At 67.7% G+C, this 13,561-nt stretch carries 10 protein-coding genes; 7 read left to right on the top strand and 3 right to left on the bottom strand.

Annotation, left to right across the window (positions count from 1 at the left end; genetic code table 11):
• Positions 1-76: 76 nt before the first annotated feature.
• From NMB40_RS07695 to NMB40_RS07705, 3 genes are read left to right on the top strand one after another with little or no spacing between them, the layout of a single operon-like run.
• Positions 77-1,501 (top strand): basic amino acid/polyamine antiporter, encoded by a 1,425-nt coding sequence (locus NMB40_RS07695; protein WP_494360656.1) that lies wholly within the window; start codon positions 77-79, stop codon positions 1,499-1,501.
• A 13-nt stretch (positions 1,502-1,514) separates the two neighbouring features.
• Positions 1,515-2,942 (top strand): basic amino acid/polyamine antiporter, encoded by a 1,428-nt coding sequence (locus tag NMB40_RS07700; protein WP_494360657.1) that lies wholly within the window; start codon positions 1,515-1,517, stop codon positions 2,940-2,942.
• Between the two features lie 41 nt (positions 2,943-2,983).
• The gene (locus tag NMB40_RS07705) at positions 2,984-4,660 is read left to right on the top strand and encodes an alpha/beta hydrolase (protein ID WP_494360658.1); all 1,677 of its coding nucleotides are present in this window, start codon (positions 2,984-2,986) and stop codon (positions 4,658-4,660) included.
• A gap of 7 nt (positions 4,661-4,667) precedes the next feature.
• Here NMB40_RS07705 and NMB40_RS07710 read toward each other — a convergent pair whose 3' ends face one another.
• The 3 genes from NMB40_RS07710 to NMB40_RS07720 are packed head-to-tail and all read right to left on the bottom strand — an operon-like array spanning position 4,668 to position 6,203.
• Positions 4,668-5,219, bottom strand: a complete 552-nt coding sequence (locus NMB40_RS07710; RefSeq protein WP_494360659.1) for a YqhA family protein — start codon at positions 5,217-5,219, stop codon at positions 4,668-4,670.
• Positions 5,220-5,231: 12 nt separating this feature from the next.
• A complete protein-coding gene (locus NMB40_RS07715) occupies positions 5,232-5,726 on the bottom strand; it encodes a DUF6491 family protein (RefSeq protein WP_448142664.1) in 495 nt (164 codons plus the stop codon).
• Between the two features lie 15 nt (positions 5,727-5,741).
• On the bottom strand, positions 5,742-6,203 hold the full coding sequence (locus tag NMB40_RS07720; RefSeq protein ID WP_494360660.1) for an outer membrane lipoprotein: 462 nt from the start codon (positions 6,201-6,203) through the stop codon (positions 5,742-5,744).
• 312 nt (positions 6,204-6,515) lie between these two features.
• Between NMB40_RS07720 and arcA the strand changes: the two genes are divergently transcribed.
• The 4 genes from arcA to NMB40_RS07740 all read left to right on the top strand — a co-directional run bounded on the left by arcA (position 6,516) and on the right by NMB40_RS07740 (position 13,557).
• Positions 6,516-7,766, top strand: coding sequence for an arginine deiminase (arcA, locus tag NMB40_RS07725; protein ID WP_354277148.1), 1,251 nt, complete (start codon positions 6,516-6,518; stop codon positions 7,764-7,766).
• Positions 7,767-7,839: 73 nt separating this feature from the next.
• Positions 7,840-9,000 carry an efflux RND transporter periplasmic adaptor subunit gene (locus NMB40_RS07730; RefSeq protein ID WP_494360661.1) on the top strand — a complete coding sequence of 387 codons (1,161 nt, stop codon included), beginning with the start codon at positions 7,840-7,842 and terminating at the stop codon, positions 8,998-9,000.
• Positions 8,997-12,146, top strand: a complete 3,150-nt coding sequence (locus NMB40_RS07735) for a multidrug efflux RND transporter permease subunit (protein WP_494360662.1) — start codon at positions 8,997-8,999, stop codon at positions 12,144-12,146. The genes NMB40_RS07730 and NMB40_RS07735 overlap by 4 nt, the downstream gene beginning before the upstream one ends.
• Positions 12,139-13,557: an efflux transporter outer membrane subunit gene (locus NMB40_RS07740; protein WP_494360663.1), complete on the top strand. Its 1,419-nt coding sequence runs from the start codon at positions 12,139-12,141 to the stop codon at positions 13,555-13,557. The genes NMB40_RS07735 and NMB40_RS07740 overlap by 8 nt, the downstream gene beginning before the upstream one ends.
• Positions 13,558-13,561 lie beyond the last annotated feature (4 nt).

Consider the following 13,561-nt stretch of genomic DNA (forward strand, 5'->3'; position numbering starts at 1 on the left):
AGTGGAAATGCACTCACGTCGAATTGACGATTTGCTCTCCATCCTGAATGCTCCAGCCTGCAAGTGGACGCCTGCCATGTCCTCGAACGTTGTGAAGATGACGCGCACGCAACTGACCGCCATGGTGGTCGGCGGCATGATCGGCGCAGGTATTTTCTCCCTCCCGCGAACCTTTGCCGGTGCCACCGGCCCGTTGGGGGCGGTGGTGGCCTGGCTGATCGCGGGCCTGGGCATGTACACCCTGGCCCGCGTGTTCCAGTTGCTGGCCGAACGCAAGCCTGACCTGGACGCTGGCGTGTTTGCCTATGCAAAGGAGGGCTTCGGCAACTACCCCGGGTTCCTGTCTGCATTCGGTTACTGGATCGGCAGCTGCATCGGCAACGTATCGTACTGGGTGCTGATCAAATCCACCCTGGGCGCGTTCTTCCCGATCTTCGGCGACGGCAACACCGTGGTGGCGATCCTGGTGGCCTCGGCCGGTATCTGGCTGTTCCATTTCATGATCCTGCGCGGCGTTCAGCAGGCCGCGGCGATCAACAAGATCGTCACCATCGCCAAGGTCATCCCGATCGTGGTGTTCCTGGTCATCATGGCCTTTGCCATGAAGATGGACGTGTTCCAGTTCAATTTCTATGGCGGCGACCTGGAGGGTGGCATCTTCGAACAGGTCCGCGCGACGATGCTGGTTACCGTGTTCGTATTCCTCGGCATCGAAGGCGCCAGCGTCTACTCGCGCTACGCCAAAGAACGCAAGGACGTCGGCGCGGCCACCATCACCGGGTTCCTGGTGGTCACCACGCTGATGGTGCTGGTGACCCTTCTGCCGTTCGCGGTGCTGGAGCGGGCCGACATCGCCGGCATGCGCCAGCCGTCCATGGCCACCGTGCTGGAAGCGGTGGTGGGCCACTGGGGCGCGGTGTTCGTCAGCGTCGGGTTGATGGTGTCGGTGCTGGGTGCTTACCTGGCCTGGTCGCTGATCTGCGCCGAGGTGCTGTCGGCGGCGGCACGCACCAAGGACATGCCGGCCATCTTCGCCCGCGAAAACGCCAACGGGGTGCCCTCGGCGGCGCTGTGGGCCACCAACATCATCATCCAGCTGATCGTGATCACCACCTACTGGTCGCGCGATGCGTTCTCGCTGATGCTCAATCTGACCAGCGCGATGTCGCTGATCCCGTTCCTGCTGGTGGCTGCCTACGGGCTGAAGATCACCCGGCGCGGCGAGACCTACAACGAACGGCCCAACGAACGCGGGCGCGACCTGACCCTGGCGATCCTGGCCACGATCTACACCGCGTTCCTGCTGTACGCCGGCGGCATCAAGTTCATCGTGCTCTCGGCGGTGCTGTATGCGCCTGGCAGCCTGCTGTACTTCTGGGCCCGGCGCGAGCAGGGCGAGAAGATCTTCACCAAGGCGTCGGATTTCATCATCCTGGCGGTGGCGGTGATCGCCGCCATCGTGGGCGTGTACTGGATCGCAACGGGTTACATCCAAATCTAAGGACCACGCCGCGATGAGCCCCGCCGTGGGTAGCCGCAAGCTGTCGCTGCTGGAGCTGACCGCGCTGGTGGTCGGCTCGATGATCGGTTCGGGCATCTTCGCGCTGCCCGCCGCGTTCGCGGCCAACACCGGGGTGAACGGCGCGCTGCTGGCCTGGGCGATCGCAGGCACCGGCATGCTGATGCTGGCCTTCGTGTTCCAGTCGCTGTCGCGGCTGAAGCCGGAACTGGATACCGGTATCTACGCATATGCGAAGGCTGGGTTCGGCGATTACGCCGGCCTGCTCTCTGCGGTGGGGTACTGGCTGGGCTGCTGCCTGGCCGACGTGGCCTGCCTGATCCTGATCAAGGCCACCCTGGGCCAGTTCTTCCCGGTGTTCGGCGATGGCACCACGGTGGTGGCGATCCTTTCCGCCTCGCTGCTGCTGTGGGGCTTCCACTTCCTGATCCTGCGCGGCATCAAGGAAGCGGCGCTGATCAACACCATTGCCACGGTGGCCAAGCTGGTGCCATTGGCGGTGTTCATCGTGTTCCTGGTGCTGGGCTTCCGCGCGGATGTGTTCGCGCTGAACCTGTGGGGTGGCGAGCCACCGGGGGCGGGCACGCTGTGGGAACAGACAAGGGGCACGCTGCTGCTGACCGTGTTCGTGTTCGTGGGCATCGAAGGCGCCAGCGTGTACTCACGCCATGCGCGCCGCCGCGAAGACGTGGGCATCGCCACCGTGGCCGGCTTCCTGGGCGTGCTGTGCCTGCTGGTGATGGTCACCATCCTGTCCTACGGCATCCTGCTGCGCCCGGACCTGGCGGCGCTGCGCACCCCGTCCATGGCCGGGGTGATGGAAGCCATCGCCGGCCGCTGGGGCGCGTTGTTCATCAGCATCGGGCTGTTGATCTCGGTGCTGGGCAATTACCTGTCCTGGTCGTTGCTGGCCGCCGAAGTGCTGCACTCGGCCGCGCTCAACGATGCGATGCCACGCGCGCTTGCGCGCGAGAACCGTGCCGGGGTACCGGATGCCGCGCTGTGGTTGACCAACGGCGTGATCCAGACCTTCCTGCTGGTCAGCTGGTTTGCCGACTACGCCTTCACCCTGGCGCTGAAGATGATCAGCGCGATGACGCTGGTGCCGTACCTGCTGGTGGCTGCCTACCAGCTGAAGCTGTCGCTGGGCGGCGAGGGCGGCATTGATGCGCCTGCGCACGCGAGGATGCGCTGGATTGCCGGCATCGCCACGGTCTACGCCGCATCCATGCTGCTGGCGGGCGGAAGCCGCTACCTGCTGCTGTCCAGCCTGTTGTACGTGCCCGGGTCGCTCCTGTTCTGGGCCTGGCAGCGCCACCGGGGCATTGCCTTCCGGCCAGTAGAAATGGGGGTTCTGTTACTGCTGTGCGCGATGGCGGTGGCGGCAATTGTCGGTCTGGCCAGCGGCTGGCTGCGCCTGTGACCGGGCCACCGGCCAGGCCGTTTCGTGCTTTGCTGGCGCGCGTGAGCGCGCCGTATCGTGGCCCGCTATGTCGTACCGGGCAGGTGCTCGGCGCACTTTTCTTCATTGCATCGTTGACCCCCAGCCTGGTGCCACGCGGTTACGTGGCGCAGGGGCTGTTGTCGGGTGTCTGCTTCGGCCTTGGGTATTTCATCGGTGTGGCGCTGGCCGCCCTGTGGCGGCGCCTGATGCTGCCGGAGCTGGGCCGTGGACGGTTGCAGCAGGTGCTGCGCTGGCTGCCGTGGGTGAGCCTGCTGGCCTGTGCGCTCACGGTGTGGTGGGTGCGTCCCTGGCAGGATTCGGTACGCACGGTAATGGGCCTTCCGCCGATGCACGAAAGCTTCTCGCTGCGGCTGCTGCTGATCGCACTGGCGGTGTTCGCCGTGCTGCTGGTGCTGGGCCGTGCGTTCGCCTGGGTGGCGCGCCGGGTCGGGGCGTTGTCGCGGCGGGTGATGCCGGCGCCGGTGGCGCGCCTGCTGGGCATCGTGGTGGCCGCGGTGCTGTTCTTCAACATCGCCAACGGCGTGCTGCTGCGTGGTGCGCTGCATGCCGCCGACGCCTCCTTCCGCAAGGCCGATGCGCTGATCCCGCCCGATGCCATCTCACCCACACGCCCGGGGGCGACGGGTGGCCCGGGCTCGCTGGTAGCGTGGGAGCAGATGGGAAGGGCGGGGCGCGATTACGTGACCGCCGGCCCCGCTGCGGCGGACATCGCCGCGTTCACGGGCAGGCCCGCGCTGCAGCCGATCCGGGTGTACGCCGGGTTGCCGGCGGCCGGGGATGCCCGCGCCCGTGCGCGGCTGGCATTGCGTGAACTGCAGCGGCAGGGCGGCTTCGAGCGCGCCAACCTGGTGGTGATCACCCCGACCGGCACCGGCTGGGTCGACCCGGCGGCGGCCGACAGCCTGGAATACCTGCTGCACGGCAACGTGGCCAGCGTGGCGGTGCAGTACTCCTATCTCTCCAGCCCGCTGTCGCTGATGGTCGAGCCCGAGTACGGCGAGGAGACCTCGCGGCTGCTGTTCGCCGAGGTGTATGCGTACTGGCGTACCTTGCCGGTGGAGACACGCCCCCGGCTGTTCGTGCACGGGTTGAGCCTGGGCGCGATGAACTCCGAGCGTTCGGTGAACCTGTTCGACATGATCGATACGCCCATCGACGGCGCGCTGTGGAGTGGGCCGCCGTTCGCCACCCGCACGTGGCGGCAGACCACCAACCAGCGCAATGCCGGCTCGCCCGAATGGCTGCCGGTGTTCCGTGACAGCCGCTCGGTGCGCTTCATGAACCAGGGCGGCAGCCCGGTACCGGCAGACGCGCCCTGGGGACGGATGCGGGTGGTGTACCTGCAGTACGCCAGTGATCCGATCACCTTTTTCACGCCCTACGACGCGTGGCGGCAGCCGGACTGGATGGCCGAACCCCGTGCACCGGACGTATCACCGGCCGTGCGCTGGTACCCGCTGGTGAGCATGCTGCAGCTGGCGCTGGACATGCTGCTGGCCGACCGCACGCCGATGGGCTACGGCCATGTGTTTGCGCCTGCGCACTACATCGCCGGCTGGCAGGCGGTGCTGGGCACGCCGGACTGGAGCGCGGTTGACACCCGCCGGCTGCAGGCATTGCTGGACCCGCGCCGTCGCCAGCAGATCGAACAGCGGCGCAGCGCCGCCGGCGGCTGAGCGGCGCTCAGGGCTCGCGGGGTGGGTGCGGCATGCGGGTCTGCTGGGACAGGCGTTCGATGATCGCCAGGATCAGGGCCGACAGCAGCAGCATGCCGTGGATCACCGACATCCAGCGCAACACCTCCGGCTCCACCACCAGCCCTTCTTCCAGCTTCATGAAGATCCGCAGCAGCGCGATGGCCGAGATCGCGATGATCGACCCCATCAGCTTGGTCTTCATCGCGCCGAAATCGACCGTACCCATCCACGCGGGCCGCCGCTCCTGGCCGGAATCGATCCGGGTCACGAAGTTCTCGTACCCGGCCAGGGTGACGATCAGCAGCAGATTGGCCACCAGTGACATGTCGATCAGCGACAACGCCAACAATACCGCGTCGGAGGGCCCGATGTTGGCGATGTTCAGCACGTAAGTGGCCAGCTGGCGCAGGAACACGAACAGCAGCAACAGCAGGGCGACCACCAGCCCGAAGTAGAACGGCGCCATGATCCATCGCGCATCGAACAGACTGCGCGATACGTTGCGGCGGAACAGCCCGCGCAGGCGCTCGATGGGCATGGCGCCGCGCCCTCAGTCTTCGAACCGATCGGATACGTCCGGACCGGTGTCCTCCACCAGGTCTGCCGGGCGGTCACCGTAGAGCGTATTGCGCATCTCGCGGCGCGCATCGCGGATCGCGGTGCCATCCAGCGGGCGGATCCGGATGATGCGGCAGGACTGCGGCATGGCCACGCTCGCGGTACGCGGGATCACGCTGTCCCAGCGGGCGTTGACGGTGCCGAACGAATTGGTGATCTGCACCGTGTGGGCGATGGACAGCCCGGTACAGCGGCCGCGCAGCTCCAGCAGGTGCCCCCGGCTGGAGCTGGTCCATACCGCCAGCGCCCGGTCACCCAGCGGCGTCCACTGGGTCTGGCGGACGAAGCGGGCCAGCTGGAACGACTGCACAGGTGGCCCGGCATGCTGCACGTACAGGTTGAAGCGTTCCTGGGTGGTCATCGTGGGCGTGGTGGCGCACCCGCTGAGGGTGGCCACGGCGAGCAGTGTCATCAGCAGGTGGCGCATGACGATTCCTTCGTGTCAGCGGGTGACGCGGGTGGTGGTGCCGTCGCTGGAAACGCGCACGCGGTCGCCTACGCGGTAGTCGTTTGGGTTGCCATCCTGGACCACGGCGACGGTTCGGCCGTTCTCCAGCTGCACGGTGATCTCCACGCCGTTGCGTGCACTGCGGGCCAGTGCATTGCCCGCGGCGCCGCCTGCAGCGGCACCTGCAATGGCGCCGATGGTATTGGCACGGCTGCCGCCACCGATGGAGCTGCCGGCCACGCCGCCGATGCCGGCGCCGACGATGGTGGCCACGCCACGCGAGTCATTCTGGATCTGTACCGCCCGGATCGACTGCACCGTGCCCATCTGCACGTCCTGGGCGCGCCCGACCTCGGAGCGGTTGAAGGTGCTGGGCGTGGTGTGGGTGGCGCAGGCGGTCATGAACAGGGCCGATGCCAACAGCGCCGTCGCGGCGCCTGTTTGGGAAAGTTTCATCGTGTGTCTCCATCAAATGAATGCGCGGGACTGCGAAGTGGCCAGCCGTCCTGGCCTTGGAATGTGCTCCATGGAGCAGCGATTAACTACGCCACCGGTAACGGCGACGTGAAAGAAACCGTTGCGTCAACCAGCGCAACACATCCCGCATTTCCAGCGCTTTTTGCCCACTATCCATATTCCGACGCTCACGTGCGCTTTACCTTTTCGGGACTAGTTCTGCACCTGACGAAAACGCATCCCGTGGCCGCCGCGACGACAGGCGGAGGCTTCGCTTTCCCTGTTTATTTTCGCGAATTGGAGAGGCCCGCAATGTCCAGTGCAACTGTCTACGGCGTTCATTCCGAAGTCGGCGTCCTAAAGAAGGTGATGGTCTGTGCCCCCGGCATGGCGCACAGCCGGCTGACCCCCCGCAACAAGGACGACCTGCTGTTCGATGACGTGATCTGGGTGGACAACGCCAAGCGCGACCACTTCGACTTCATGTCCAAGATGCGCGCCCGCGGCGTGGACGTGGTGGAGATGCACGACCTGCTCACCGAGACGCTGGAGCTTGATGAGGCCCGCAACTGGATCCTGGACCACCAGATCAACGCCAACGAAGTGGGCGTGGAGTTCATGGCCGAAGTGCGCGCCTACCTGCAGTCGCTGCCAGCCCGCCAGCTGGCGGAAACATTGATCGGCGGCCTGAGCGTGTTCGACCTGCCGGACGACTTCGCCGGCCCCACGCTGCAGGCCGCACGCGCCCAGCCCGACATCGTCGGCTACCTGCTGCCGCCGCTGCCCAACACGCTGTACACCCGCGATACCACCTGCTGGATCTACCAGGGCGTGACCCTCAACCCGCTGTACTGGCCGGCGCGGCATGAAGAAACCATCCTCACCACCGCGATCTACAAGTTCCATCCGGATTTCACCAAGGCCAAGTTCCCGATCTGGTTCGGCGACCCCACCGTGGACCACGGCAACGCCACGCTGGAAGGCGGCGACGTGCTGATTCCGGGCAACGGCATCGTGCTGATCGGCATGAGCGAGCGCACTTCGCGCACCGCCATCACCCAGCTGGCCCAGTCGCTGTTCAAGAACGGCGCGGCCAAGCGGGTGATCGTGGCGGTGATGCCCAAGCTGCGCTCGGCCATGCACCTGGATACCGTGTTCACCTTCGCCGACCGCGACGTGGTGACCGTGTTCCCGGGCATCGTCGACCAGATACACACCGTGTCGCTGCATCCCAGCGACAAGGCACCGGGCTTCGAGATCGTGTTCGAGAAGAAACACTTCAACGACGTGGTGGCCGAGGCGCTGGGCTTCAAGCAGCTGCGCATCGTCGAATCCGGCGGCGACCGCTATGCGGCCGAGCGCTCGCAATGGGACAGCGGCAACAACCTGGTGGCGATGGCACCGGGCGTGGTGGTGGCGTATGACCGCAGTACCCAGACCAATACCGACCTGCGCAAGCAGGGCATTGAAGTGATCAGCATCGTCGGGGCCGAGCTGGGGCGCGGCCGCGGTGGCGGCCATTGCATGACCTGTCCGTTGATCCGCGACGCGGTGGCCTTCTAGGCGCTGCGCCGACATTTCCCGTCACGGCGGCCGGCCGGGTGCCGGCGCCGTGCGAACCGCGGAGGCCGGAAGGATGCAATCCCCTGGGTGGATGGCGCGTGCATGGCTGTTGGCGGCGGTTGCGCTGGTGGCAGGGTGTGGGCGCGGTGGCGGGCCGGACGGTGCACAGCGGCCGCCCACGCTGGTGGCCGTGGAAGTGGTCACCGCGCAGGTGGTGCCCAACCTGGTGGAACTGCCGGGGCGGGTGGAAGCCAGCCGGTCGGCGGAAGTACGGGCGCGCGCCGATGGCATCGTCGAGCGCCAGCTGTATGTGGATGGCACCGAAGTAGAGGCCAACGCACCGTTGTTCCAGATTGATCCGCGCGACCTGCAGGCACGCCTGCAGCAGGCGCGTGCCTCGTTGGCGTCGGCGCGTGCGGCCAAGGCGCAGACCTCCGCGCTGCGCGCCCGGCTTTCCACGCTGGTGCAGCGCAAGGCGGTGAGCGTGCAGGAATACGAATCGGCCCAGGCCTCGTTCCGCCAGGCCGATGCCGCGCTGATGGAAGCGCAGGCGGCGGTGGACCGCGCCACGCTGCAGCTGGACCACGCCACCGTGCGTGCCCCGATCAAGGGCCGCACCGGGCGCGCGCAGGTCAGCGAAGGCGCGTTGGTGAGTGCCGCAGCCGCCACGCTGTTGACCCGGATCGACCAGGTCGACCCGGCCTTCGTGATCTTCAATCCCTCCAACATCGCCATGAACGAGCTGGAGCGCGGGGTGGCCGATGGCCGCATCGACGTGGGCGACGATCACCGCGTGCAGGTGACCATCCTGCTCGAGGGCGGGGTGCGCCTGCCCGAAACCGGCGTGGTGGACTTCAGCGAAACCGCGATCGACCCGGCCACGGGCAGCCGCACCCTGCGCGCGCGGTTCGCCAACCCCGATGGCCGGCTGCTGCCGGGCCAGTTCGTGCGCGGCATCCTCGCCATCGGCAGCATCCGCAACGGCACCAGCCTGCCCGAGCGCGCCATCCAGGTGGGCGAGGACGAAGCGACGGTGATGCTGGTCAATGACGAGAACGTCGCCGTGCGCCGCGCGGTCACGCTGGCCGGGCAGGCCGGCGGGCGCTGGGTGGTGCAGTCCGGCCTCACCCCCGGCGACAAGGTGATCGTCGACGGCTGGCACAAGATCCAGCCCGGCCAGCCCGTGGCGATCCAGCCCGAAGCCGACCCGAAGGCGAAGGCCAAAGCCCCATGAGTGGCTATTTCGTCTACCGGCCGGTGCTGGCGTGGGTGATCGCGCTGTTCGCCATCCTGTTCGGTGGCATCGCCCTGGTCAGCCTGCCGGTGGAGCAGTACCCGGACGTGGCCCCGCCGTCGCTGAGCATTTCGGCCACCTTCGTCGGCGCCGACGCGCAGACACTGGACCGCACCGTGACCTCGGTGATCGAGAACGAGCTCAGCGGCGTGGATGATTTCCTGTTCATGACCTCCACCAGCCGTGCCAACGGCACCGCACAGATCCGGGTGACCTTCCGCAGCGGCACCGACCTGGATATCGCGCGCTCACAGGTACAGGACCGGCTGGCCCGGGTGGAGCCGCGGCTGCCTGATGAAGTGCGGCAGATGGGCGTGCGGGTCACCCAGGCCAGCAACGGCTTCCTGATGCTGATCTCGCTGCAGTCCGACAAGGGCCGCTACTCGGCGCTGGAACTGGGCGACTACGCCAACAGCAACATCGCCGACGAACTGCGCCGCGTGCATGGCGTGGGCGATGTCACCCTGTTCGGCTCCAGCTACGCGATGCGGATCTGGCTGGACCGCGAGAAGCTGGTGAGCTACGGCATCTCGCCCGGCGAGGTGATGGCCGCGGTGCGCGAGCAGAACGCGCAGACCGCCGGCGGTGGCCTTGGCCTGCAGCCAACCACGCCGTCCACCGAAACCACCGCGCAGATCGTCATGCGCGGGCGCTTCAGCACGCCCGAACAGTTCCGCCAGGTGATCATCCGCGCCACCCCAGGCGCGGCCACCGTGCGGCTGGGGGATGTGGCGCGGGTGGAACTGGGCAACGACAACTACGCCTTCAACCTGCGCTTGAACGGGCAGGAAACCGCCGGCCTGGCGGTATCGCTGGCCACCGGCGCCAACGCGCTGTCCACCGCCACCGCCGTGCGCCAGCGCATGCAGGACCTGGAGGCCAGCTTCCCGGATGGCATGCAGTGGACCACCCCGTTTGACACCACGCCATTCATCACCGAATCGGTCAACGGCGTGGCCGTCACCATGATCCAGTCGCTGGTGCTGGTCTCCATCGTGGTGCTGCTGTTCCTGCAGAGCTGGCGCGCGGTGTTCCTGCCCACCATCGTGGTGCCGGTCTCGCTGCTCGGGGCGTGCCTGGGCCTGCTGGCGTTCGGGGTCTCGATCAACCTGCTGTCGCTGTTTGCGATGGTGGTGGCGATCGGCATCCTCAACGACGACGCCATCGTGATCGTGGAAAGCGTCGAACGGATCATGCGCGAAGAGGACCTGCCACCGCGCGAGGCCACCGCCAAAGCGATGGGCCAGCTTTCCGGCGCCATCATCGCCACCACGCTGGTGCTGCTGGCGGTGTTCATTCCGATGGGGTTCTTTCCCGGTTCGGCCGGCGGCATCTACCGGCAGTTCGCGGTCACCCTGAGCGTCTCGCTGGTGGTGTCGACCATCCTGTCGTTGACGCTGGCCCCGGCCATCTGTGGCGCGATGCTGCGCCCGGCCAAGGAGCAGGTGGGGAAAGGCGGCCCTGGGCGGCGTTTGTTCAGCGCCATCAACACCGGCCTGGACAAGAGCAGCCGCAGCTATGCCGGCTGGGTGGGCAGCATGCTGCTGCGCCCGTGGCTGTGGATCGGGGTATTCGTAGTGGTCACGCTGGTCACCGGCCTGCTGTATGCGCGCCTGCCGGGCGGCTTCCTGCCCACCGAAGACCAGGGCTACATCTTCGTGGCCTACAACGCCGCGCCCGGCGCCACCATGGAACGCACACGCGCCGCCGCCGAGCAGGCCGAGGCGATCCTGCGCCAGCAGCCGGAGGTGCGCAACGTGGCCACGGTGATCGGCTTCAGCTTCTTCGGCCAGGGCCAGGCGGTGGGCATGTCGTTCGTCGACCTGCACCCGTGGGCCGAGCGCAGCGGCAGCGAACGCAGTGCCATGTCACTGGCCGCGCGCATGAGCGCGGCGTTCACCCGTATTCCGCAGGCGCAGGTGTTCGCGCTCAACCCGCCGGCGATCCAGTCGCTGGGCAACGCCTCCGGCTTCAGCATGAAGATCGAAGACCGCAGCGGGGTGGGCGGCACCGGCCTGAGCGCGGCGGCCATGGGCATCGCCGCCCGCGCGGCCGCCAACGACCGGCTGACCGGCGTACGCCCCGAGGGCATGCCACGCGCGCCTCAGCTGTTCGTGGACATCGACCGCACCCAGGCACGCGCACTGGGCGTGCAGCTGTCGCAGGTCAACCAGGCGCTGGGCATCATGTTCGGCTCGGCCTACGTCAACGATTTCGTGCGCCAGGGCAACGTGCTGCGGGTGTTCATCCAGGGCGACGCCGAACAGCGCATGCGCGCCGAGGATGTGTCCGACCTGCGGGTGATCGGCAACAACGGCCAGTCGGTGCCGTTCTCCGCATTTGCCACCACCCGCTGGACCGTGGGCGAGCAGCAGGTGGAGCGCTACAACGGCTTCCTGTCGGCCACGGTGTCGGGGCAGGGCGCCCCCGGCGTGTCCAGCGGCGCGGCGCTGGTGGAAATGGAGCGCATCGCCGACGAGGTGCTGCCGCCGGGCATGCGGCATGAGTGGACCGGTACCGCGCGCGAGGAGCGCGAAGCCTCGGGGCAGGTGGGCATGCTGCTCGGGTTGGCCTTCGTGGTGGCGTTCCTGCTGCTGGCCGCGCTGTATGAAAGCTGGGTCACCCCGGTGATCGTGCTGCTGGTGGTGCCGCTGGGCATCCTGGGCGCGGTGGTGTTCACCGCCGCACGCGGCATGTCGGCCGATGTGTACTTCACCGTGGGCCTGGTCACCATCATCGGCCTGGCCGCCAAGAACGCGATCCTGATCGTGCAGTTCGGGTTGGATGAGGAAGCGCGTGGGGTGCCGGTACGCGATGCGATCCTTCAGGCCGCGCAGCAGCGCCTGCGCCCGATCCTGATGACCAGCCTCACTTTCATCGTGGGCATGGTGCCGCTGGTGATCGCCACCGGTGCCGGCGCCGCCAGCCGCCAGGCGGTGGGTACCGGCGTGCTGGGCAGCATGCTCAGCGCCACCTTGTTCGGCATCTTCTTCACCCCGCTGTTCTACTTCCTGCTGCGCCGCCGCGCGCGCCCGCGCACTGTTGAGCCCCCCGCAACCACACCCAAGGAAGATGCCGATGCGTAACGGCATGCTCTGGCGGATGGGCGCGGTGCTGGCGGTCTGCCAGCTGTGCGGCTGCAACCTGGCACCCACTTACGTGCGGCCCGATGCACCGGTGCCGGACCGGTTTCCGCCGTCCGCTGCAGAAGGGGCGCTGGCGCCGGGCATTCCGTGGCAGCGCTTCTTCCACGACCCGGTGCTGCGCGACCTGATCGGCCAGGCCTTGCTGTACAACCGTGACCTCGCCGGTGCGGCCGCACGCATCGAACAGGCCCGCGCCCAGTTCCGCATCCAGCGCAGCCAGCGCCTGCCCGGGCTGGATGCCAGTGCATCGGGGCAGCGCCTGCGCACGCCGCTCAGCGCGGCCGATGGCGCGCCCCGCGTCACCGTGGACAGCTATGCGGTGCAGGTGGGCATTCCCTCGTTCGAGCTGGATTTCTGCGGCCGTGTGGCCAACCTGAGCGAAGTGGCGCGCCGGCAGTACCTGGCCACTGAAGAGGCGCGCAATACCGCCGAGCTCTCGCTTGTGGCCAACGTCGCCGCCAGCTACTACGCGGTGCGCGCCAGCGACGAAGGCATCGTGCTGGCCGAACGCTCGCTGGCCAGCCGCAACGAAACCCTCGAACTGGCGCAGCTGCGCATGGATGCCGGGCTCACTTCATCCATCGATTTCAACCAGTCCTATGCACTGGTCACCCAGACCGAACTGCAGTTGGCGCAGCTGCGCCGCACCCAAGGCCAGGCGCTGCAGCTGCTGCAGTTCCTGGTCGGTGCGCCGCTGCCGCCGGCGCTGCCTGCCGGGCTGCCGCTGGATCCCGACGCGCAGCTGACCCGGCTCGATCCCGGGCTGCCGTCGGCGCTGCTGGAAGCGCGCCCGGACGTGCGCCTGGCCGAGCACCAGCTGCGCGCGGCCAACGCCAACATCGGCGCGGCGCGGGCGCTGTACTTCCCGATCATCGCGTTGACCGGTGCTGGCGGCTACGCCTCCAGCGAGCTGTCCGGGCTGGTCTCGGACAGCAACCGGGTGTGGTCGTTCGGCGCCGGCGCGGTATTGCCGTTGCTGGACTGGGGCGCGCGCCGCGCCCGCGTGGATGCGGCCAACGCCGCCCGCGACGAACGCGAGGTGGCCTACCAGTCCACCGTGCAGAACGCCTTCCGCGAAGTGGCCAGCGGGCTGGTGGCCGCCGAACAGAACGACCTGCAGATCAAGGCGCAGATCCGTGCAGTGGAAGTGCAGCAGGCGCTGGTCGTCACCGCCCACGACCGCTACGACGTCGGCCTGACCCCCTATCTGGAAGTGCTCGATGCCGAGCGCAACCACTTTGCCGCCGAACAGAACCTGCTGCAGCTGCGTGCAGCCGCCTTGCAGGACGCCGTGAACCTGTACGCCGCATTGGGTGGCGGGCAGGGCGAGCGCGTGATTCCCGTCGATTGATCCG

Source organism: Stenotrophomonas sp. FBCC-B152, assembly GCF_059134105.1.

Bases quoted from the DNA above. Each gene is read 5' to 3' on its own strand.
- NMB40_RS07715 (WP_448142664.1), bottom strand. From the start codon at position 5,726: ATGCGCCACCTGCTGATGACACTGCTCGCCGTGGCCACCCTCAGCGGG.
- arcA (WP_354277148.1), top strand. From the start codon at position 6,516: ATGTCCAGTGCAACTGTCTACGGCGTTCATTCCGAAGTCGGCGTCCTA.
- NMB40_RS07720 (WP_494360660.1), bottom strand. From the start codon at position 6,203: ATGAAACTTTCCCAAACAGGCGCCGCGACGGCGCTGTTGGCATCGGCC.
- NMB40_RS07740 (WP_494360663.1), top strand. From the start codon at position 12,139: ATGCGTAACGGCATGCTCTGGCGGATGGGCGCGGTGCTGGCGGTCTGC.
- NMB40_RS07700 (WP_494360657.1), top strand. From the start codon at position 1,515: ATGAGCCCCGCCGTGGGTAGCCGCAAGCTGTCGCTGCTGGAGCTGACC.
- NMB40_RS07695 (WP_494360656.1), top strand. From the start codon at position 77: ATGTCCTCGAACGTTGTGAAGATGACGCGCACGCAACTGACCGCCATG.
- NMB40_RS07730 (WP_494360661.1), top strand. From the start codon at position 7,840: ATGCAATCCCCTGGGTGGATGGCGCGTGCATGGCTGTTGGCGGCGGTT.
- NMB40_RS07735 (WP_494360662.1), top strand. From the start codon at position 8,997: ATGAGTGGCTATTTCGTCTACCGGCCGGTGCTGGCGTGGGTGATCGCG.
- NMB40_RS07710 (WP_494360659.1), bottom strand. From the start codon at position 5,219: ATGCCCATCGAGCGCCTGCGCGGGCTGTTCCGCCGCAACGTATCGCGC.